Raw genomic sequence first — 22135 nt, forward strand, 5'->3', positions numbered from 1 at the left:
GACCGACACTTCGGCTACGCTCAGTGACCAGTCATTTCAACTTTTCAACCATAAACTCTTCAACTATTTCTGCACCACCACCATCTTCTTCGTCTCCGTAAAATTGGTAGTCTCCAGCGTGTAATTCATCACCCCGGATGCTTTGATGTCGCTTTGTTTCAGCACAAATTGCTGTTGGCCTTTGCCAAAATCTCCCTGGGTGCGGAACAGTACTTTTCCTTCCACATTGCGCACCACCAAAGTAGCCTTAGCCGCAGCAGGCAAATAAAAAGTAATCACCGTTTCTTCGCTGAAGGGATTGGGGCTGTTTTGGAACAACAGCGCCTTGTCGCCCTGCTTTACCGCTGATTTGAAGTTAAGGCTGATGCCCACCTGTTCATCATTCAGGGTGTACGCCTCCATGGCCGTGGGGCGGCTCTGCAAGCCAAGTATTTTGCTCAGGGGGATATCCTTGCGGCTATTGATTTTCAAGGTAAACAACACCTCGTTCAGCTTTTCTTTAGCCAGTGGCGAAGAAACATTCCAGCTGCTCGTGATAAGGCCATTTTTTGGGAAAAAACCAAAGTTATCTTCCTTCAGAATCCCACCTTCAATGCCCGTCAGTTCAGCAACCGTAGGGTCAATAAAAATGGAAAACTGGAAACCTTGCACCATGCCCAAATTGGCGGCAGTGACAGGGATTTCATAACTTTGACCAGCCTTTAGTTCTTGTTCAGGTGCGCTCAGTTCGAGGTCGCGTGCGGTCCGTTTGTCGGCCAGTTTCTGGGCTTGTAGTCCCAGGCCAAAACTGCTCAGGAGGAGCAAAAGCAAGATGGATTTTTTCATGGTCGTATGATTTGTAATTTTAAGTGCCTGATTGCAATGAATGGCACCATGATTTTCAATCGAGTGTTCGCAAATTTATTGCAAAAAAATTAAAGCTGCTGAAACTTAACAGTTACTGATGCGGTTTTTTCTGCGAATCACAAATCTTTTGTACTCTTGCCCAATGAATAGCACCAACTCCCCCGCCAGCATGCCCATGTGGCAAGCTTATCTGACCCTTGGTATCCTCAGTTTGGTTTGGGGAACCTCCTTTATCCTGATCAAAAAAAGCCTGGAGTCCTTCACGCCTGTACAGGTGGCTTGTTTGCGCATGTCACTTTCGGCGCTGGCCTTTGTGCCAGTATTGGCCTATAATTACAAGCGCATGGACTGGTCGCGTTTGCCCCTGCTGATGGTGTTGGGCCTTTGCAGCAGTGCCTTGCCAGCCATCTTGTTTTCCACGGCGCAGCAAAAAATCAGCAGTGCCACCGCGGGGGTGCTCAATTCCCTTACCCCTCTTTTTACGATGATCATTGGGGTGCTTATCTTTAAAGTCACAGTAAAAACGCGGCAAGTATTGGGGATTTTATTGGGTTTGGTTGGGGCAGCTTGTTTAATCCTGATGGGAAAAGGGGGGATCAGCAATAGCCCAGTGGGTTATGCTTCCCTGATTGTGTTGGCCACGGTTTTTTACGCAACGGGTACCAACCTCATTGCGACCAAGTTTCGGGACATGGACTCACTGCTGGTCAGTGCGGGATCCTTTGGTACAGTAGGAGTACCCCTGGGCATTTATTTGTTGCTGGGCACCGATTTTATTCCCCGCATGGGTACCTTGCCCAACCCCTGGCAGTCGCTCGGTTATGTGGTGCTTTTGTCCTGGGTAGGCACAGTTTTGGCAACCATCATCTTTTTTAAAGTGATCCAACAAACCTCGGCCATTTTTGGAGCAACGGTGGCATATTTGATGCCCATCATCGCCATGCTCTGGGGGGTAGCAGATGGCGAAAAAATCGGGCTGTTGCATGTGGGTTGTATGGCAGTGATTTTGGTTGGGGTGTATTTGAGTCGGAAGCAGTGAGCCTTATTTTCCAATACAAAACCTCGAAAAAATATTGTCCAACAAATCCTCCGTGGAAATCTCGCCCGTAATTTCCCCCAGATACGCCAGCGCATGCCGAATGTCCATCGCGACAAAATCCGTAGTCACCGCATTGTCCAAACCTTGAATCACCGCCTCCAGGCTGCTTTGTGCCCGCAGTAGTGCCTCGTAATGCCGGGCATTGCTCACTACCGCTCCATCCATACTGGCCTCCTGCCCAACCACCGTTTGGTAAAGGCGTTCTTTGAGGTATTCAATGTTCATTTCGTTGGAGGCAGAGATGGGAATCCATTGCTCGGCGGTAAAATAGGGATTGGCGTAATGCTTGTATTCCGTGTAGGGATTGAGGTCCATTTTATTGGCCACTACCAGCAATTGGGTTTCGTCGTGGATCAGTTGCGCCAGGTCTGCTTCCAATTCGGCGGGCTGGGTTTTGATGACGTCAAACAAGTAGATCAGCACCGCCGACTGCCGCACTTTTTCCAGGGTTTTTTGTACCCCAATCGCTTCAATCGCATCCGATGCTTCCCGGATCCCCGCAGTATCGATGATGCGGAACTGGATGCCCTGGATGTTGAGCGACTCCTCGATGGTGTCGCGGGTAGTGCCGGCGATTTCGCTGACGATGGCGCGGTCCTCGTTGAGCAAGGCATTGAGCAGGGTAGACTTTCCGGCATTGGGTCGCCCGGCGATTACTGTGTTTACTCCTTCTTTGATGGCATTGCCCAATTGGAAGGAGTCGCTGAGTTTGTGGATTAGGCGGAGGAGTTTTTGTACCAAAGCCCGCAGTTGGTCGCGGTTGGCAAATTCTACGTCTTCTTCCCCAAAGTCCAGTTCCAGTTCGATCAAACTGGCGAAGTCGATCAATTCCTGCCGCAGTTTTTTGATTTCGTTGGAAATGCCCCCGCGCAATTGTTTGATGGCCACTTGTTGGGCGGCTGCGGAATTGGAGGCAATCAAATCGGCTACGGCTTCGGCTTGCGACAAGTCCATTCGGCCATTCAAAAACGCCCGCATGGTAAACTCCCCTGGTTGCGCCAATCGGGCCCCTTTGCGAATGAAAAGCCGAATCAATTCCTGGATGATGTAATTGGAGCCATGGCAAGAGATTTCCACCACGTGCTCGCCGGTGTAGGAACGTGGGCCGATGAAAAGGGACACCAAAACCTCGTCCAGAATCTGGTCTTTTTCATCCCGGATCGTGCCAAAATGGATGGTATGGCTAGCTTGTTCGCTCAGTTTTTTACCGTGAAATACGGCATCTACCAACTGAATGGCAGTTGGACCAGACAAACGGATGACTCCAATGGCGCCTACCCCGGGAGGAGTGGCGAGGGCAATGATGGTATCGGACATAAGTTAAACCTTCCAGTGTTTTTTCAACTTCCCCAAAGTGCCGTGCAGGTACATCTCGTACGTTTCCCACACGCGCATACCCGAGGTGCTGCGCACTTCTTCACAGGGTGGAGGCAAAGGGATTCCATTAACACCTGCTTCAAACGCGTATACACATTTTTGCAACTCGGGGATATTGTAACCACCCTCTAAGGTCGCAAAAATATGCGAAAAACGCTCCCGGAGCAATTGCCCGATCTGGTAATAGGAATTGGTTGTCACTTTTAAATCAAGCAGCAAGTCGTATTGATGGGCATCAAAGCCTGCAGAAATGGCCACCACATCGGGCTGAAATTGTTCGGCCAGTGGCAAAAAATGACCAAAGGCGTCCATAAAAATATCGTCGGCGCTGCCCGGCGGCAGTGGCATGTTCAGCGTATATCCCAAACCTTTTTCCTCCCCCAATTCATTGACAAAACCATGCCCGGGGAAAGCGGGGTATTGGTGCATCGACCAGTACATGACCTGGTCCGTCTGGTAAAAAATATCCGAAGTGCCATCACCCAGGTGGCCGTCGAAGTCACAAATCAGGACTCTTTTGCCCTCGTTAACCGCCAACTGAGCAGCAATGGCTACGTTGTTGAACAAACAAAAACCACTGGCCCGATCCCGATAAGCATGGTGACCGGGTGGGCGCACCAGGGCAAAATCCTGGTTTTGCATGGCTAAAATGGTCGCCCCTACCGCATGACAAGCAGCGGTGTAACTTCCCTCCGAAACAACAGTGTCGGGATCGAGATGCACCCCCAAATGGGCAGCCTCCCGCACCTGATTGATGTAGGCAGGATCATGAACCAGTTCCAGGTATTGCTCGCCGTTGGGGAACTCCGTTTCGGGAATATCTGAAAATACCTCCAGGCGTTTTTTGTTCTCCGGGTGCATTCCGGTATCGTGGCGCTGACAAATGCGGTTGTACAGTAATTTCATGCCTTAAAGATAGAGTGAAAAGTTGAGAAGTTGAGGGGTTGAGAAGTTGAGGCTGCCCCAGCGGCTTAGACGCAGGGCCTCTCTCAACTTCTCAACTTCTCAACCCCTCAACTCTTAATTACCAGCAACGGAATCCGCGTCGTAAATGCCACGTCCCGGGTTTGGCTGTGGTGAAACCAACGCTCGACCCAGGAGCGGTGAGGCGAGTACATCACGAGCAGGTCAACCCCGTAGTTGTCGACGAATACTTCCAGGCCATCGGTTATGGAATCGTGTTTTTCCTGGTGAAAGGAAATTTTTACGGCCGGGGTATTGTTGCTGAAGATTTTTTTCAATTCGTCAATGGCTATTTGATCATGCGCATCGCCCTTGTGGATGTTGATTACGTGCAAAAGGGGGTGGAAAGGGGTCAACATTTCGGCAGCCTTCCAGAAATGATAAGGATCAGATTCCGATAAATCGGTGGCATAAGCTACAATATGGGTGGGTTTCCATTGCGCAAACTCAGGAATCAGCATCACCGGGCATTTGGCCTGCTCAATGACCCCCGTCGAAACACTTCCGAAGGCTTTCTCCAGCGTATTGTGTGAACCTTTGGTACCCATCATGATCAAGTCTGCATCGTGCTCGTTGGCCATTTTGACGATGGTGCCTACGGCAATACCGATTTCCACTTTTTCCTCTACCCTGGGGATGGCTTGAAAGGTATAGAAAGCCTGGGCTTGGGATAGGCCCAATTCCAGAAAAGAGTGCATCACCGGTACGGCGGCATCCACTTTTTCGCGGGTAGTCGCCATGGATACCACCGGAACATCCATTGCGGCGTATTCAGGGAATACCACATGCAGTACTTCTATTTTCGCCTGGTAATAATCCGCCAGGATCAAACAATGTTTGAATGCATTTTGCGCAGTAGGCGAAAAATCGGTCGGGAACAGTATTTTTTTTACTTGGCTCATGATCATTGATTGTAAACTGATACTTAGTTCTTGCAAAAAAGCTCAATATCTGTTCCGACTTCAATGAGTTATGTCAGAGGCCAAGGGTGACTTTACAAAAATGCTCCCGTTCTTCCATTTTCACATTATTTAAGTTTTTTGGTAACTATTTAGCGCCCATCCACCTACGGTGGATTTTATATTCAATTTTTTTTACCACAAAGACACAAAGACACAAAGACATTAAGCTCTAAAATGTTGTGTCTTTGTGCCTTTGTGCCTTTGTGCCTTTGTGGTAAAAAATTCCGCCGCAGGCGGCTGCTAAATAGTTACGTTTTTTGACAAAAATCAAAGCGTTTACATGATAAAAGTCATCAGCCCACCATTCCAAAACCCCTTTATTTGTGGCAGTTAATCGCTATTATTGATTAATAATTCGGGTGATTTTAGGGAATCTTGGAGCATCCTCTCGGAGGATGCTCTTTTTTTTATACCTCCGGTAGCTCCTGCCTAAAACCTTGCTCGCCCTTCGTCGACCAAATGAGTCCACCCGGCAGTTTTTGGAAACTTGCGTATCCATTCCCGATTTTTTACTTTTAACTTTCCCAAAATTGTCAGGTATATGAACAAATTAAAATTCTGGATTGCTACTGTTCACCCGCACAGTACATCATTCGTTCTGTTGTTGCTCCTGAGCAGCATTACACTCTTCGCCCAAGGCGGCGGAAACCAATGGATCAAAGACGGCAACTCCTACTGGACGCCCGAAAAAGGAGAAATAGTACAATACACCCTGCCCGAACAAACCCGTACGGTGATTGCGACCACGGCCATGCTCACCCCTGCGGGCAAAACCGAGCCATTGCGCCTGCGTTCCATCCGCCCCTCCGCGGACAACCGTAAAGTGCTGATCTACACCAATTCCGTTCGGGTTTGGCGCACCGATACCCGAGGTGATTATTGGGTACTGGATCTGGACAAGAAGACCCTGTTCCAACTGGGTCCCAAGCTGCCCGTTTCTTCGCTGATGTTCGCCAAGTTTTCGCCCGATGGCAGCAAGGTGGCCTTTGTGAGCAAACACAACCTGTACGTCCAAACCCTGGCCGACAACAAAGTCACCCAACTGACCAAGGACGGTACCGACAAAATCATCAATGGCACCTTCGACTGGGCCTACGAAGAAGAATTTGGTTGTCGCGATGGCTTCCGCTGGAGCCCCGATGGCAACAACATCGCCTACTGGCAAATCGACGCCAGCAACGTGAAGTACTTCCTGATGATCAACAACACCGATTCGATTTATTCCTTCACCGTGCCCGTGGAATACCCCAAGGTGGGCGAGACACCCTCGGCCTGCAAGATTGGCATCGTATCGGCGAAAGGTGGCGCTACCCGCTGGATGAATGTACCCGGCGACAATCGACAACACTACATTCCCCGCATGGATTGGGCCGCTAACTCTTCCGAGATCATCCTGCAACAACTGGACCGCAAGCAACAAGTCAACAAGATTTTCTTGTGCAATACCACCACCGGCACCGCCAAATCCATTTGGGAAGAAAAAGACGCCGCCTGGGTGGATGTACAAATGGACGCGGATCAAAGCTGGGACTGGATCGAAGGTGGTGCAGCCTTTTTGTGGCTCACCGAAAAAGACGGCTGGCGGCATTATTACCGCATCAGCCGGGATGGCAAACAGGAAAAACTTCTCACCGCAGGGGCTTACGATGTGATTGATCCAGGGATGATTGATGAAAAAAACAAAGCCATTTATTTCCTGGCCTCACCAGACAATGCCACCGAAAAATACCTCTACAAAGTCAATCTGGACGGCAGTGGCAAAGCGGAGCGCCTCTCCCCCGCCAATACGCAGGGAACTTATGGTTACACGTTTGCGCCGAGTGGCCGTTTTGCGCAGCAGCGCTTTTCCAACGTGAATACCCGCCCACAAAGTGACTGGGTTACCCTCCCCGATTGCAAACCCATCAAGGCCAAACCCGATGCGCCTAAAACCGAGGCCAGCAGTCCTAAAGTGGAGTTTTTCCAGGTTACTACCGTAGATGGGGTCACGATGGACGGCTGGATGGTGAAACCCAAAAATTTTGACCCACAGAAAAAATACCCCGTGGTGTTTCATGTGTATACCGAACCAGCCGGCCAAACCGTAAAAAACTCCTGGGGCATGGGCTTTGCCAACATGTACCAGGGCAATATGTCGGAGGATGGCTACTTCTACATCTCGCTCGACAACCGGGGTACACCCGCACCCAAAGGCCGCGAATGGCGCAAATCGATTTACCGCAAAATCGGCCTCATCAACATCCACGATCAGGCCATGGGCGCCAAGGAGATTTTTAAATGGAACTACATCGATACCTCCCGCGTAGCGGTATGGGGCTGGAGCGGCGGCGGCAGTGCGACGCTGAACCTGCTGTTCCAACACCCGGAAATTTATAAGACCGGCATCTCCATTGCCGCCGTAGCGGATCAGCTCTGCTACGACAACATTTACCAGGAACGCTACATGGGCCTGCCGCAGGAAAACATGGAGGACTTTGTGAAGGGTTCCCCAATCACCTACGCCAAAAACCTCAAAGGCAAGTTGCTCTACATCCACGGTACTGGCGACGACAATGTGCATTACCAAGGCGCCGAACGGTTGATCAATGAACTGGTCAAACACAACAAGCTATTCCAGCTAATGGCCTACCCGAATCGCTCGCACGGGATTTATGAGGGCGAAGGGACGTCCAAGCATTTGGCGACGCTCTTTACCCAGTTTTTGAAGGAGAATTGCCCTCCGGGGGGTGTGGATCGGGTGGTGAGGCCGTAAGGGCATCCCTACTGAGGTGTTTCTATGGTGCCTTAGGATTCTTAGGTGGTGAAAAAATGTGCTTGCAGTTTTTTTTCACCACCTAAGAATCCTAAGGCACTCAAGAAACACTTTAGAAAAAACAAGCGCCTGCTCAGTTTCCCAAACAGGCGCTTCCCAAAATTCATTATAATCGAGTATAAATTCCCTATTTTATCTCGCGAAAGCCACCGCCCGCTTCTCCCGGATCACCGTCACTTTGATCTGTCCAGGATACTGCATTTCGTCCTGGATCTTTTGTGAGATCATAAAGGCCAGGTCGTCGGCATATTGGTCGGTTACTTTTTCACTTTCTACGATGACGCGCAATTCGCGGCCAGCCTGCATGGCGAAAGCTTTGGTGACACCCTCGTGCGCCATTGCCAGCTCTTCGAGCTCACCGATGCGTTTGAGGTAACTTTCCAGGATTTCGCGGCGGGCACCTGGGCGCGCGCCAGAGATGGCGTCACAAGCCTGTACGATGGGTGAAATGATGTTGTTCATTTCAATTTCATCGTGGTGGGCACCAACAGCGTTGATTACCGCGGGGTGTTCCTTGTATTTTTCGCACAACTGCATCCCGAGGATGGCGTGGCTCAATTCAGATTCCTCTTCTGCTACCTTACCAATGTCGTGGAGCAAACCCGCCCGTTTGGCCAGTTTGACCTGTTTGGGGTTGAGGCCCAATTCGGCGGCCATGATGGCGCAGAGGTTGGCAGTTTCGATGGAGTGTTTGATCAGGTTCTGACCGTAGGAAGAGCGGAAACGCATCCGTCCCACCATTTTCACCAGGTAAGGGTCAAGGCCGTGCAAATCGAGGTCGATTACGGTTTTTTCCCCAATCTCTACAATCTGCTCATCGAGTTGTTTGCGGGTTTTGGCCACTACCTCTTCGATGCGGGCAGGGTGGATCCGGCCGTCGGCGACCAGTTTTTTGAGGGCCAAACGCGCTACTTCGCGGCGGATGGGGTCAAAGCTGGAGATCACGATGGCCTCGGGGGTATCGTCTACTACAATTTCAGCACCAGTGGCCGCTTCCAGGGCCCGGATGTTTCGCCCTTCCCGACCGATGATCTGGCCTTTCATATCGTCCGATTCCAGGTGGAAAACCGAAACGGTGTTTTCGATGGTGTATTCCGCACACATGCGCTGGATGGTTTGGATGACGATTTTTTTCGCCTCCTTGTTCGCATCCATTTTGGCCTGCTCGATGGATTCTTTGACGATCGACATCGCATCGGTTTGGGCCTTGGCGCGTACGGCATCCAGCAGCTGCTCTTTGGCTTCCTGCTCGCTCAAGCGGGAGATGATCTCCAGTTCCTTGATGCGGATTTCGTTGGCCTGATCCAGTTCTTCCCGTTTTTTGGCCACAATTTTCAACTGCTTTTCCAGGTTCTCACGGATGGCAGCGGTTTCGGCTTCTTTTTGGTCGAACTCAGATTTTTGCTGTTCCAGCGCACGCTGGCGATCTTCGATTTTTTCTTCTTTGGCCTTGAATTCTGATTCGAGCGCTTTGATTTCCATCTCGCGCTCTTTCATTTCTACCAATTGTTGGGTCTTGCGGCTATCAAAGTCGGACTTCAGTTTGGCAAAATGGTCTTTGGCCTCCTGAATTTTATTTTGTTTGATGCGTTCGTTTTTGCTCTCCGCTTGATTGACGATTTTCTCCGCTTTGGTTTCTGCTTCGTCGACAATTCGTTTGGCCGATAAACGGGCTTCTTTAATCTGTAAGTCAGCTTGGGAATTGAGTTCTTCTATTTTCTGCTGCTTGGATTTATTCAAGAAAAATTGAACCAAAAAATATCCCACTACTGCACCAATGACTAATCCGATAACGGCGCCTATTCCAATTTCCATAAAGTCGTTTTTTCCGTTTTTTAAATATTATACTTCCTGATCCAAGAGAGCTTCCAGGTGGGAAAGTTTGGCCGAGAGATGGGCTTCCTGAGCGGTGGCGAGTTGGGTTTTGTGCAGATCAACAGCGTAGGTCAAAAGCGCCATGGACAGGCAGTCTTGCTTGTCTTTATGCGTGTATGTCAGTTGAAAACGATTGATCTTTTCGTTGACTTCCTTGACTATCTTGCGAAGAGAAGCCTCGTCTTCTACCCTGATTTTCAAGGGATATGGACGTCCGGCAACTACAACCGTAATGTTCTTCGTTTCCTCTTGCCCCTCCATGCTATAGTCAATTGTTGGCCAACAACTCAATGCGCTTGTCGATCTCCTTAACGTACTGATCGATTTGCTCTTTAAACTTATCCGATTGCTCGGTTTCCTCACGGCGCAGCTTTACCAGTTCCTGCTCAGCGCGCTCCACCTGAGTTTGTAACACACGAATAGCGGCATCTCGCTGGGCGATATGCGTTTTGAGTTCGCGGTTTTCTTCCTGCAAACCTCCATTGTCGCGGCGCAATTGTTTGACCAGAGTCAATAATTGGCGGACTTTGATTTCGATGCGTTCAAATTGTTCAGATGCGTTCATCTTAGGATCATCACAAAATTCAAAATTAGTTGAAGAGTTGTAATGTTGAAGGGTTTAAGGAAGGCAGTACCTAAGTCGCTGCGGTAGCTCAAACTTTTCAACTCTTCAACTTTTCAACTTTTACTGGCTGCTCAACGTAAATACGCTGGCATTTAGTATCAACGCCGGATTAGGGCGCCTAGTTTAGTTTCGTATTCGTTGATCAATTGGTTCATTACCTTGTCCACCTCTTTGTCTTCGAGGGTTTTTTCGGCGTCTTCGAACCAGTAACTAACAGCATAGGATCGTTTTCCTTCGCCGAGTTGTTGCGCGTTCTCGTACACGTCAAAAAGGGTAATGTCCTTGATCAATTTTTTACCCACTTTGCGGGCAATTGCCGCAATATCGCTAAATTTAACAGAATTTTCAATAATCAGCGCCAAATCTCTGCTGGTCGCCGGGAATTTGCTGACTTCCTGATAGGTTACGTTCTGTTTTCTCAGGCTTTTCAACAGTTTTTCCCATTCAAAAACAGCGGCATAAACTTCGTTGCGCACGCCCAATTCTTTGACCATCTGGCCACTGACCCGCCCAAAAGTAGCCAAAACCTGCTGGCCGCGGTGGTAAGTCAAGCCGTAAGCAAAACGCTCGTCGTTTTCCAATACCGTTTCCTGGTAGCCTTCGTAACCGAGGCGGGAAAGGATGTTTTGCACGTAGCCCTTGAGTGTGAAGTAAGGCGTTTTGTTGCTGGCCCCTTCAAATGGCGACTTCATCAGCCAGGATTTGCCGTAGCGATCCCCGCTCAGGAACAAGCTGAGTTGTGCCTTTTCATCAATGGCGCCTTCGCCTTTGAAACGGTATACCTTGCCAAATTCGAACAAACGCAAACGGGTTTGTTGGCGGTTTTGGTTGTGCACGATGGCTTCCAGACCGCTGATCAGCATGTCCGGGCGCATGATGTCCAACTGCGCGTTGGAGGTATTGTTGATGTACACCAGTTCCTCGTCGGCAATGCTCTTGAGGGCCTGGCGGTAATAACGCGATTGGGACAGGGATACCGCCATGATTTCGTTGAAACCTGCGGCAGCCAAAAAGTCGCCGATGGCATTGCGCACCAGACTGGGATCCGGATTGGGCGCCAAAGCGGCAGAAATGCTGAATTTTTCGGAAATCTCCACCCGGTTGAAGCCGTAAATACGCAGCACTTCTTCGGCAATGTCGGAAGGGCGCAGCACGTCAGCTTTGTTGGTGGGCACGGCCACGGTGAAGCTTTGTTCATCCGAAGCCAGGATGCTCATGCCTTGGGCGACGAGGATTTCCTCGATCTCCGCCGGGCTGAGGGCTACGCCCAAAATGCCATTCACGTAGCTGTATTTCACCGTGATTTCACGCGGTGCTACGGGATTTGGGTAGAGGTCGATGAGCTCGGACGCGATTTCACCTCCGGCCAGTTCCTGCATCAAGAGGGCGGCGCGTTTGAGGGCAAAAACGGTAACATTCGGGTCACTGCCTTTTTCAAATACCTTCGCGGCATCGGTGCGCAGGTTGTGGCGCATGCTGCTGCGGCGAATGTAAGTCGGGCTGAAATGGGCGGCTTCGAGGAAGATGTTGACGGTACTGTCTTTGACCCCGGAGTTGAGTCCACCAAATACCCCACCGATACACATGCCCGTGGAGTCACCATCACAAATCATCAGGTCTTCGGCGTGCAGGGTGCGTTCTACCTCGTCCAGGGACAGGAATTTGCTACCCGCAGGCAGGGTTTTGACGATGATTTGGCGGCCTTTGATTTCGTCCAGGTCGAAAGCGTGCAGGGGTTGGCCTAGTTCGTGGAGTACAAAGTTGGTGACGTCCACGATGTTGTTGATCGGGCGCACGTCCACGGCTTGCAGACGGCGCTTCAACCAATCGGGCGACTCGCCCACGGTGATGCCTTTGATGACTACACCGCTGTAGCGCGGGCAGGCCTCGGTATTTTCCACGCTCACCGCTACGGGCAAGCTGTGATTGTCTACTTTGAATTTTTCAACCTCGGGTACACAAACCAGACCGGTGTGGCCGTAGTTGATTTTGAGGGCCGCCGCCAGGTCGCGCGCTACACCCAGGTGGTTGGTGGCGTCGGAGCGGTTGGGGGTGAGGCCTATCTCGATGAGGTGGTCTTCTTCGAGTTGGAAATAGTCTTTGGCGGATTGCCCCACGGGGGTATCTTCAGGCAGCACCATGATGCCCGCGTGGTCGTGGCCCAGGCCGAGTTCGTCTTCGGCGCAGATCATGCCTTCGGAGTCTTCGCCGCGGATTTTGCCTTTTTTCAATGTGATGGGCTCGCCTTCGGTGGGGTACAAGGTGGTACCAACGGTGGCAACCAGTACTTTTTGGCCCGCAGCCACATTGGGCGCACCACAAACGATATTGAGCAAGCTGCCCGTACCGATGTCGACTTTGGTCACAGAAAGTTTGTCGGCGTTGGGGTGTTTTTCACGTTCTACCACGTGGCCTACCACTACACCCGCCAGTCCTCCTTTGATGCTTTCGGTACGTTCGATGCTTTCTACTTCCAATCCTATGTCGGTCAATATTTCGCCGACTTTTTCGGGGCTGAGGCCGTCCAGATTCAGGTATTGCTTCAACCAGTTGAGAGAAACCTTCATGTTTCGCTGTCGTATTTGGGCGCAAAGATAGGGGGATTGTTTTGGATTTTTAGTATGTTTGGTAAGATCAATGCTGGGGAGGGGGAATTAGTTCCTGGTTGTTAGCGCTGAAATCATAAAGCATATTGTAACTATTTAGCACCCATCCACCTGCGGTGGATTTTATATTCAATTTTTTTCACCACAAAGGCACAAAGGCATTCAGCTCTAAAATGTTGTGTCTTTGTGCCTTTGTGCCTTTGTGGTGAAAAATTCCGCCGCAGGCGGCTGATAAATAGTTACAGCATACTTAAAATCACTCCGCCGCCCCCTCCACATAAAACCCCAAATGCGCCCTAAATCCAAACTTCTGCTGGCTTTGTTCCTTCCAGGGAGCCTGGCTCGTGGTTTTGGTAAAAATTCCACCGTCCTGCCCCAAGCCAATACAAAACTGCAAGTCCTTGCTGATGTTGCCCTTGTTCAAGGTTTTGACCCATTCGAGGCCGATGAAAAAATCAGCGTCGAGCACCAGGTTGTAGGGCGCTAAATCCACACTGAGCGTGCCACTTTTGAGCTCGGAAGAGATGATCAGTTCCTTGGGTAATAAATTTTTGCCAGGTTTCCCGCCTGCGTTTTCGTACACATGCACACGGAAAAACAATGGCCCAAATTTGTTTTGAGCGATGTTGAAATGCGCTTTTTTCAGGTAATAACTGCCCTTTTTTACTTCAATCCGGTTGCATAGCTCAGTGCCCAGGCGATTGGACTGAAAAAAGAATACCATTTTTGCCGAGTTGTTGCGATGGCCTAAAACTTTGGGGCGTTTGAATTTTTTGGGATTGACGACCACCGTGGGCAGGGTCAGGGTGATGGGTTTGAGGTAGATGGATGGGGGCAACTCGGGTTCATGGAGCAGTACAAGATCTACCGATTGATACCCGATGGCCGAAAAGCGGAGGGTATCGCTGCTGCTCCAGCCAGCTTTGGGTACCTCCAGGCTGAATTTGCCCGCGTCGTCGCTGACTGTTCCGTGGTTTTTACCCAGGATGCCGATGTTGACAAAGGGGATGGGTTCACGGGTGTTGAAGTTGAGTACCGTGGATTGGATCGTTTGGGCGGGGAGGGGCAAAACCAGCCAAAAACAGATCAGAAGGGAACATAATTTATACATACAGCGAATCTTTAGCAAACATGGCATCATGATGTACCTAAAAACCCCGAAGGGGTGACATGATTATAGAAAAAATGGTAAGAAGATGTATTTGAACCCCGAAGGGGTGACATTATTTGACTGTACCCTCGCCGTGTTTATTTCATAATGCCACCCCTTCAGGGTTTCTCTTCATGAAATAAACACGGTTATTTTGCTATAATAATGTCACCCCTTCGGGGTTGAAATCAGCGCTCAATTTAGAACCAATCGACCCGCTGGCACAAGTATTCCGTAAAACTAAGCATTTCCAAATCAACCCAAAACATTGCGCTATTGCTGGTTCAACCTCTACGTCTAACTTGGTGTCCTTGGTGTCCTCTTTTTTTCCTCTGTGATAAAAAAATGTCGCTCTTGTACTGCTGTAAGCAATTCGGCACTCCTCCTATTTTAATGCCCATAAATCTCCAAAACGCTCCTTTCAGCCTCAATTTCCCGCTCTTCATCCCCATCTTTTGTTTTGCAAACATTTAATCCGCAAATTTGCCCCCATTAACAATCAGTCCTAACCATCATTTGGCATGAAAATCACCTGCCTGCTCAGTGGGCTAATCCTCCTGCTGACTCAAATCCTTTACAGCCAGGCCCCGGTTCCAGCTGAACCACACCAACTGTCCATCCGCAAATCCAAAGAAGTCATCCGCCTGGATGGTGCCCTGGACGAAGCCGACTGGCAAAGCGCCCAGGTCGCCAAAGACTTTTTCCAAAACTTCCCCTTTGATACCTCTGCGGCCAATTTGAAATCAGAAATCCGCCTCACTTTTGACCAAAACTTCCTCTACGTTGGCGCGGTCTTGTACCAAAACCAGGCCGACTACATCACCACTTCCCTCAAGCGCGATTTTCAAAGTGGCACCAGCGACGTTTTTGCCGTCAACATCGATCCCTTCAGCGACAAACTCAATGGCTTCCACTTTGCGGTCACACCTTTTAATGTACAACGGGAAGGTTTGATCGACAACGGAGGCAACCTCACCATCGATTGGGACAACAAATGGTACTCTGAAATCCAGAACCATACCGACCGCTGGGTGGTGGAAATTGCCATCCCCTTCAAAACCCTGCGCTACCGGCAGGTCAGTGGGCAAAATGCCTGGCGCATCAATTTTGTACGTTTTGGCCTCAAACAAAACGAGGCTTCCACCTGGTCGCCGGTACCCCGCGCTTTTTTACCCGTCAATCTAGCCTTCACCGGCTCGCTCCTTTGGGAAGATGCCCCGCCGCAGCCCGGCGCCAACGTGTCGGTGATTCCCTACATCATCGGGCGCACGGAGAAGGATTTTGAATTCAAAATCCCCACCGAAAACAAACTCAACATCGGGGGCGACGCCAAAATCGCCATTACCCCTTCACTCAACCTGGACCTGACCCTCAACCCCGATTTTTCCCAGGTGGACGTGGATCGCCAGATCACCAACCTGAGCCGCTTCGAGCTGTTTTTCCCCGAGAGGCGGCAATTCTTTTTGGAAAATGAAGACTTGTTCGGGCGTTTTGGGTTCCCGGATAGCCGGCCCTTTTTCAGCCGTCGGGTGGGTTTGGCCAATGGCCGCATCCGCAAGGTGACCACCGAGGGCGACACCATTTCCGTCACGCGCAACCTCAACGTACCCATCAAAGCCGGGATGCGCCTGAGTGGCAAACTGGATAAAAACTGGCGCATCGGCCTGCTCAACATGCAAACGGGGCAGGTGCGCGCCCTCAAACAAGGCCCGGCCAATTACACCGTGGGGGTTTTGCAGCGCAAGGTGTTTGAACGTTCGGCCATCAGCGCCATTTTTGTCAACAAGGAAAACTTCCGGGTAGATGATCAGGAAAAAATCCAGCACAACCCCGGCGCTTACAACCGGGTAGCGGGCCTGGAGTACAACCTTTATTCCAAAGACAACAAGTGGGAAGGCGAGTTTTATTACCACCGCTCCTTCTCGGGCCAACAAAGCAACGCCGACGCCCAGTCAGCAGCCGCGTTTTTGGGGCATTCCACCCGCAAATGGTCGGTGCTTTCGGGTTTGCAATACCTGGGTCGGGACTACCGGGCCGATGTGGGTTTTGTGCCGCGCCCCGGGCAGTTTTCGATGTTCAACATCACCAAAATGAACATCTTTCCGCGCAAGGAGAGCTGGGCCAAAAAGGTCAACGTCACTGGCTTCAACCTGCAAAATACCCTGACCTACAATGCCCCCGGCTACCAGTTGACCGACCGCAGCCACCAGCTGACTTATTTTATGGAATTCCCGGGTAACTCCTCCCTGGAAATCAACGCCGGACAGGAATACACTTACCTCTATTTTCCCTTCGACCCCACCAATTCCGGGGGCGAGGTCCTGCCCGCCGGCACGGATTACACGTACCACTCGGCGAGTGTGAGCTACATTTCGGACTTCCGCAAACCTTTTTCCTACGAACTCAATGTAGGCACGGGCCAATATTTCAACGGCAACATCTTCCGCCTCAACGGCGAGCTGGTGTACCGCTGGCAACCCTACGGCGTGTTTGCGATGACCTACGCCTACAACGACATCCATTTGCCCGCCCCCTTCAACAGCGCCAGTTTTTGGCTGATCGGGCCGCGGGCGGAGTTGTCATTTAGCCGCAGCGTGTTTTTCAGCACCTTTTTGCAGTACAACACCCAGGCCAACAACGTTAACATCAACAGCCGTTTGCAATGGCGCTTCCGCCCCGTATCGGATGTGTTTTTGGTGTATACCGACAATTATTTTACCGACCAGTTTTTTCAGGGGCCACAGGTCAAAAACCGGGCGCTGGTGCTGAAGGTGACGTATTGGTTGAATTTGTAAAAATTCATCACTTGCCAACACGAATCAAATCCAGCTCTTTGAGGCTTCGCCTCCTTTTTACCAAGGGCGACAGGATAGCAACACGGATGCCAGGGATGCCAGGGATACCACGGATATTGGCTAAAGCGACATGATGGCAACACGGATGCCAGGGATGCCACGGATTTTGGCTAAAGCGACATGATGGCAACACGGATACCACGGATGCCACGGATACCACGGATTAGAACGGATTTTGACTCGCCTTCGGCTTGTCCTTTTCCGCCGCAGGCGGAAGAAAATCCGTTTTTATCCGTGGCATCCGTGGTATCCGTGTTGCCATCATGTCGCTTTAGCTCATCAATATCCACACTGCCATCATGTCGCTTTAGCTCATCAATATCCACACTGCCATCATGTCGCTTTAGCTCATCAATATCCACACTGCTATCCTACCCGCCGCAGGCGGAAGAAAATCAGTTTTTATCCGTGGTATCCGTGGCATCCGTGTTGCCATCCTGTCGCTTTAGCTCATCAATATCCACACTGCTATCCTACCCGCCGCAGGCGGAAGAAAATCAGTTCTAATCCGTGGCATCCGTGGCATCCGTGTTGCTATCCTGTTGCTTTGGTAACTTATAATCAGCAATAATCCCCAAACCCATTCGTAACTCGAAAAATTCGTCATTCCCAAACCCATTCGTAACTCGAAAAACGTCATTCCCAACTTTTCACTTTTCATCATTCCTCTCTCATCTCTCTCTCCACATCCCCCAACAGCCGCTCCCAATCAAAATCCGCCGCTCCCCCTACCCCAGCCAAATCCCGCAAACCCTCCACATAGCGCCGCGCCATCAGCCCCCGCACCTCCGCCTCGCTGGCCTGCTCCAGTACCGCGTAAGGCAAACGCAGCTGCAGGTAAGCCTCCCCGCTGGCCGCATCAAAACGGATCTCCTCCTCGTGAATGCCATCCGCTTCCGGGGCCGTGCCCAAAAACACCACCCCAATGCCCTTTAGCCCCGGGCCATAGGCCGCCAACTGCAAGCGGGCATTCAACAACTGCTCCATCCACTGCACATTGTTGGCGTCGATTTTGTCCCCAATGGAATTGTCTTCCGTGATGCTGGAAACGACAAAAGCTGTGTACAACATGATCTTCAAGGTTTATGGCACACTGAAACAATTAAATTGAGCATTCATTTTTTTCAGTGGGCCTACAAGTCCACTTTGTTGCCCGGAGGCCGAATCAAGGGCACTGCCCGTTGGGTGTTTTCCGGCAACAAAGCATATTGGTATATTTTTAAGGTTTCCTGGCGCAAACAGGCCTGGATGCTGCCCCGGTACTGCACCCGGTAACTCAAGCCCATTCCCGTCATCCAGGTGTTGGGGTAGCGCCCCTTTTTGCCCTGGATGGTGATGCCGTATTTCCAAACTTCTCCCGCCCGCAAAAAAATCAGCGTGTCCGCTCCACAACTGTAACAGGGGTAAAAGCGGCTGAACTTGGCCCGCAACACGTATTGCTCGCAACGCTGCAATCGCTGCAAACGCTCTTGCAACTGCCCCTCGCGCGCAGCCGACAATTTTAAATCCCCCCCTTCATCCTGGTCCAAAAAACCAGCGCCGTTCCAGGCAGCCAGTACCGCCAAGATACAACTACCCAGCAGGATTAACAACAAGACCGCTCGCGGATTCCGTGGATTTTGTGGAGCGGGGGGGCGCATAGGCACTGACTGATACTTCTTTGCTACCGTATTCATACAGGAATTTTTGACCACCCAGGGTGGAATCAGTGAATAAAATGCTACTTTTCGGATCAGTTCCTATGCTGATGACAAAGGTAAGGAATTAGAATTTAATTTTAAAATTTTAGACCAAAATTATATTATGTCGCTACCTACTGATCCAGACCCTCAGGTTTTCCTGCGTGTAAAAGGTGCCCTCAAAACCCTTGGCATGAGCCAAAGAGACCTGGCTAAGCAGCTTGGACTGGCTCCAGGGGTAGTGAGCCTGGCCCTGAGCGGCGGCAACGAAAAAACCTTCCGCCGCATCGTCGAGCTGCTGGAACAGGAACACGGCATCGATCCCCTCCAGCTGTGGGGGGAAGGTGAACGGGGCGACAAAATCCTGAACGAACTCCAGGCCATCAAAACGGAACTCAATGGCCTGCGCACCGAAATGGAAGCGCTGAAAGACTTGATCCAGAAAAAAAAATGAGGCGCGGGCCAATCTTGCCGGGCCTTTTACGGGGAGCACCGCAATGGCCCCTGGCGGGGCTTTCATGGCATAAAAAAAGATGAGTCATCCCGAATTTTTTCAGAAAGACTACCAAAGCGACATTTTTTTATCACAAAGGAAAAAAAGAGGACACAAAGGACACAAAGCGAAGCGTCGTCTACGTCTAACTTTGTGTCCTCTGTGCCTCTTTGTGTTTTCTTTGTGTTTTCTTTGTGAAAATTATGTCGTTTGTGAATTATTTGAAAATTCGGGATGACTCATGTTTTTCAGGCGATTTGATTATCAGGCAATTGAGGTAATGCCTAGTTGTGTTGGAATAAGACGCTAAACTCGTCACTCAAAAAAATCACTCTTTCACCACGGGAACCGTCTGCACCTGCCCGCCGCGTTCTACTTTCAACCAGTAAGTGCCTTTGGCCAAACCCTCCGGCAGTTTTACTTCGTAATTGCCCGCGTAGCCCGCAATGCTCGCATTGATCCTGCGGCCCAGTGCATCGTACAACTGAATGTTGCCCGCCCCCTTGCTGTAGTCGTACTGCAGGGTGATTTTGTCTTTCGCCGGATTGGGGAAAGCAAAAATATCATTGCTGCCGGGAGCATTGATGGCGATGACTTTGGAGTACTGGATAGATTTATCAAAATCTACTTGACGTAACCGATAATAGTTCACCCCTTCACTAGCTGAATAATCTACAAAACTGTAGGTGAAAGGAATTAGAGTAGTACCTCTTCCTTTAACTTGACCAACTTCTGAGAACAGCTCCCCATCAAAACTTCTTTCGATGGCCATGAAGTCGTTATTGGTTTCGGATGCAACTTTCCATATTAAAATGACTCCAGAGTCTTCTTGCTTTGCTTCAAATGAAATCAGCTCTATATCAAGTGTAGTTTGGCTAGTTGCAGTTATTGTTGTTGATCCTTTTGTAGCTGTGCCCCCAAAAACTAGGTTGGCGCTACCCGAGGTGGGAGTAGTGAAACTGAATTGTGTGCTTGCGGTACCATCGATGGAAGCAGTTGCTGGTATTGGGCCACTTGCACAACCAGTACAAGTAGGTGTAATAAGCCAACTATTACCGGGAGCCCCCGTAAGTGAATAAGTTAAAGTAATTGTTGAAGGGGAATTAATTCGGTAGCTGAATGGATGACCGCTAATTGTCAATGTTTGGCCAATCAAGATATTGAATGGCAAGAAAAGAAAAATTGGTAAAAGAGTTTTCATTGTATTTTTTTTTCTGCACGATAAATTCAATACAAAAATACACTAACCCCTTCATCTATCCTAATTTACGTATAATTTTGTCAATATGCCTACTACTTTTCATCCAATGCCGCATGCTTGTCACAAATCAGCCATATACAGCCACTTCATTTTCGGGCAAATAAATAAAAGCGCACCGGGATCTTGTCAACTAAGCAGCAGCAAAAAAAATGAAGCAGTGCCCAGAGTGGCAAGGATAGGCGCAGCGGCGAGGGAAGGGGTGGAAAAGGCCCAAAACACAAAGTGCTCAAGCTTTGGGTGTGAATAGATACCGCATGGATGGGCGTGAAAGGATTGCCCTGTCCTTAGCTAAAAATGTTGAGTTTTTGGAAAGCCCCGGAGCCAGCGCAAAGACAATTGCCAAGCCCCAGGCAAGCATTCATCACTCATCGTTCATCACTCATCGTTCATCACTCCTCACTACCACAACGCTCCCATTCGTCATTCGGAAAATTCATCACTCCCCAAAGTTTACGTTAAAAAACTACCACGGTTTAAAAAAAATCCACTATGTTCGCGTCGGTTTTTGTTTTTACCCACTATTGCCGCACCCGCGGTAACGATTCTGAAAAGCACTGCGACTTTTCGGCGGCGAAGCCGTCTTAACGTATCCTACTAAAAATGTTATTGAAGTAAATAGGCCTGCGCGCTGGGGAAAATCTCAAGCTCAAGACCCCATTCGTCATTCGCCACTCGAAAAATTCGTCATTCCCCAATATGTCTGAACACATCACCATTCTTGAAGCTGGCCGAGCCGAAAAAAATTACTGGCGCGACCTTTGGCGCTATCGGGAATTGTTTTTCATACTGGCCTGGCGGGATGTTTCCGTACGCTACAAACAAACCGTGATTGGGGTGGCCTGGGCGGTTATCCGCCCTTTCCTCACCATGGTCGTTTTTACCGTCGTGTTTGGGCGGGTAGCACAGTTGCCCAGCGAGGGCGATGCACCTTACGCCTTGTTGGTGTTTGCAGGAATGCTGCCTTGGACTCTGTTTGCCACCTCCCTTAGCGAAGCTTCCAATAGCCTGATCGGCAATTCCAATTTGATCAGCAAAGTGTATTTTCCAAGGCTGATTGTGCCTACGGCTGCGGTGGTAACCGCTTTTGTCGATTTTTTGATCAGCTTTGTACTCCTGGTGGGTATGATGATCTACTACCAATACGCGCCAAGCTGGAACATCCTGCTTTTACCGCTGTTCATGATACTGGCCCTGTTGGCCAGTCTAGGGCCTGGGCTACTCATGACTGCACTCAATGTCAAATACCGCGATTTTCGCTACATCATCCCTTTTATCGTACAATTTGGTTTGTACGTTTCACCCGTAGGGTTCAGCACCAGTGTCGTACCCGATGAGTGGCGCTTGGTGTACAGTTTCAATCCCATGGTGGGAGTGATCGATGGGTTTCGTTGGTGTATTCTGGGATCGGATAGTTTGGTATACTGGCCGGGATTTTACCTAAGTATAGGAGTAACAGCCTTGTTCTTGTGGTGGGGGGTGACCCAGTTTAGGCGAATGGAGAAGAGTTTTGCGGACTTGATTTGAGTTTCATC

General features: G+C 50.1%; 19 protein-coding genes. 6 read left to right on the forward strand and 13 right to left on the reverse strand.

The features are described 5' to 3' along the window. Window positions 1–63: 63 nt before the first annotated feature. On the reverse strand, window positions 64–825 hold the full coding sequence (locus ACO08K_RS13505; RefSeq protein WP_421796932.1) for a T9SS type A sorting domain-containing protein: 762 nt from the start codon (window positions 823–825) through the stop codon (window positions 64–66). Window positions 826–988: 163 nt separating this feature from the next. Here ACO08K_RS13505 and ACO08K_RS13510 point away from each other — a divergent pair, with 163 nt between their 5' ends. Then, a complete protein-coding gene (locus ACO08K_RS13510) occupies window positions 989–1885 on the forward strand; it encodes a DMT family transporter (protein ID WP_421796933.1) in 897 nt (298 codons plus the stop codon). Window positions 1886–1888: 3 nt separating this feature from the next. Here the strand turns inward: ACO08K_RS13510 and mnmE are convergent, their stop codons facing one another. The 3 genes from mnmE to ACO08K_RS13525 all read right to left on the reverse strand — a co-directional run bounded on the left by mnmE (window position 1889) and on the right by ACO08K_RS13525 (window position 5187). Continuing rightward, the gene (mnmE, locus tag ACO08K_RS13515) at window positions 1889–3262 is read right to left on the reverse strand and encodes a tRNA uridine-5-carboxymethylaminomethyl(34) synthesis GTPase MnmE (RefSeq protein WP_421796934.1); all 1374 of its coding nucleotides are present in this window, start codon (window positions 3260–3262) and stop codon (window positions 1889–1891) included. A 3-nt stretch (window positions 3263–3265) separates the two neighbouring features. Further along, on the reverse strand, window positions 3266–4228 hold the full coding sequence (locus tag ACO08K_RS13520) for a histone deacetylase family protein (protein WP_421796935.1): 963 nt from the start codon (window positions 4226–4228) through the stop codon (window positions 3266–3268). A gap of 107 nt (window positions 4229–4335) precedes the next feature. Next, window positions 4336–5187 (reverse strand): universal stress protein, encoded by an 852-nt coding sequence (locus ACO08K_RS13525; protein WP_421796936.1) that lies wholly within the window; start codon window positions 5185–5187, stop codon window positions 4336–4338. 601 nt (window positions 5188–5788) lie between these two features. Here ACO08K_RS13525 and ACO08K_RS13530 point away from each other — a divergent pair. After that, window positions 5789–7999 carry a S9 family peptidase gene (locus tag ACO08K_RS13530; RefSeq protein WP_421796937.1) on the forward strand — a complete coding sequence of 737 codons (2211 nt, stop codon included), beginning with the start codon at window positions 5789–5791 and terminating at the stop codon, window positions 7997–7999. A 192-nt stretch (window positions 8000–8191) separates the two neighbouring features. Here the strand turns inward: ACO08K_RS13530 and rny are convergent, their stop codons facing one another. The 5 genes from rny to ACO08K_RS13555 form a co-directional block, all read right to left on the reverse strand. Next, complete coding sequence (gene rny / locus ACO08K_RS13535) at window positions 8192–9874, reverse strand: ribonuclease Y (RefSeq protein ID WP_421796938.1); 1683 nt, start codon at window positions 9872–9874, stop codon at window positions 8192–8194. A gap of 27 nt (window positions 9875–9901) precedes the next feature. After that, window positions 9902–10195, reverse strand: a complete 294-nt coding sequence (locus ACO08K_RS13540; protein WP_421796939.1) for a cell division protein ZapA — start codon at window positions 10193–10195, stop codon at window positions 9902–9904. A gap of 7 nt (window positions 10196–10202) precedes the next feature. Beyond that, window positions 10203–10499: a hypothetical protein gene (locus ACO08K_RS13545; RefSeq protein WP_421796940.1), complete on the reverse strand. Its 297-nt coding sequence runs from the start codon at window positions 10497–10499 to the stop codon at window positions 10203–10205. Window positions 10500–10657: 158 nt separating this feature from the next. After that, the gene (pheT, locus tag ACO08K_RS13550) at window positions 10658–13126 is read right to left on the reverse strand and encodes a phenylalanine--tRNA ligase subunit beta (RefSeq protein WP_421796941.1); all 2469 of its coding nucleotides are present in this window, start codon (window positions 13124–13126) and stop codon (window positions 10658–10660) included. A 295-nt stretch (window positions 13127–13421) separates the two neighbouring features. Beyond that, complete coding sequence (locus ACO08K_RS13555) at window positions 13422–14276, reverse strand: carboxypeptidase-like regulatory domain-containing protein (RefSeq protein ID WP_421796942.1); 855 nt, start codon at window positions 14274–14276, stop codon at window positions 13422–13424. A gap of 560 nt (window positions 14277–14836) precedes the next feature. Between ACO08K_RS13555 and ACO08K_RS13560 the strand changes: the two genes are divergently transcribed. After that, window positions 14837–17110, forward strand: a complete 2274-nt coding sequence (locus tag ACO08K_RS13560; protein WP_421796943.1) for a DUF5916 domain-containing protein — start codon at window positions 14837–14839, stop codon at window positions 17108–17110. A gap of 170 nt (window positions 17111–17280) precedes the next feature. On the opposite strand, the gene ACO08K_RS13565 is transcribed toward ACO08K_RS13560, so the two are convergent. From ACO08K_RS13565 to ACO08K_RS13575, 3 genes are all read right to left on the reverse strand, one after another. Further along, window positions 17281–17532: a hypothetical protein gene (locus ACO08K_RS13565; RefSeq protein WP_421796944.1), complete on the reverse strand. Its 252-nt coding sequence runs from the start codon at window positions 17530–17532 to the stop codon at window positions 17281–17283. Window positions 17533–17830: 298 nt separating this feature from the next. Continuing rightward, window positions 17831–18241, reverse strand: coding sequence for a hypothetical protein (locus ACO08K_RS13570; protein WP_421796945.1), 411 nt, complete (start codon window positions 18239–18241; stop codon window positions 17831–17833). Window positions 18242–18303: 62 nt separating this feature from the next. Further along, complete coding sequence (locus ACO08K_RS13575) at window positions 18304–18846, reverse strand: hypothetical protein (RefSeq protein ID WP_421796946.1); 543 nt, start codon at window positions 18844–18846, stop codon at window positions 18304–18306. Window positions 18847–18973: 127 nt separating this feature from the next. Here ACO08K_RS13575 and ACO08K_RS13580 point away from each other — a divergent pair, with 127 nt between their 5' ends. After that, on the forward strand, window positions 18974–19303 hold the full coding sequence (locus tag ACO08K_RS13580) for a helix-turn-helix domain-containing protein (RefSeq protein ID WP_421796947.1): 330 nt from the start codon (window positions 18974–18976) through the stop codon (window positions 19301–19303). Between the two features lie 367 nt (window positions 19304–19670). Here ACO08K_RS13580 and ACO08K_RS13585 read toward each other — a convergent pair whose 3' ends face one another. Further along, window positions 19671–20114, reverse strand: a complete 444-nt coding sequence (locus ACO08K_RS13585) for a T9SS type A sorting domain-containing protein (protein WP_421796948.1) — start codon at window positions 20112–20114, stop codon at window positions 19671–19673. Between ACO08K_RS13585 and ACO08K_RS13590 the strand changes: the two genes are divergently transcribed. Together ACO08K_RS13590 and ACO08K_RS13595 are read left to right on the forward strand one after the other, a co-directional pair. After that, window positions 20107–20421 (forward strand): hypothetical protein, encoded by a 315-nt coding sequence (locus tag ACO08K_RS13590; protein WP_421796949.1) that lies wholly within the window; start codon window positions 20107–20109, stop codon window positions 20419–20421. The genes ACO08K_RS13585 and ACO08K_RS13590 overlap by 8 nt on opposite strands. Before the next feature lie 878 nt (window positions 20422–21299). Further along, a complete protein-coding gene (locus ACO08K_RS13595; protein ID WP_421796950.1) occupies window positions 21300–22127 on the forward strand; it encodes an ABC transporter permease in 828 nt (275 codons plus the stop codon). The last annotated feature ends 8 nt before the right edge of the window (window positions 22128–22135 follow it).

It is taken from the genome of Haliscomenobacter sp. (assembly GCF_965225875.1).
Lineage (GTDB): Bacteria > Bacteroidota > Bacteroidia > Chitinophagales > Saprospiraceae > Haliscomenobacter.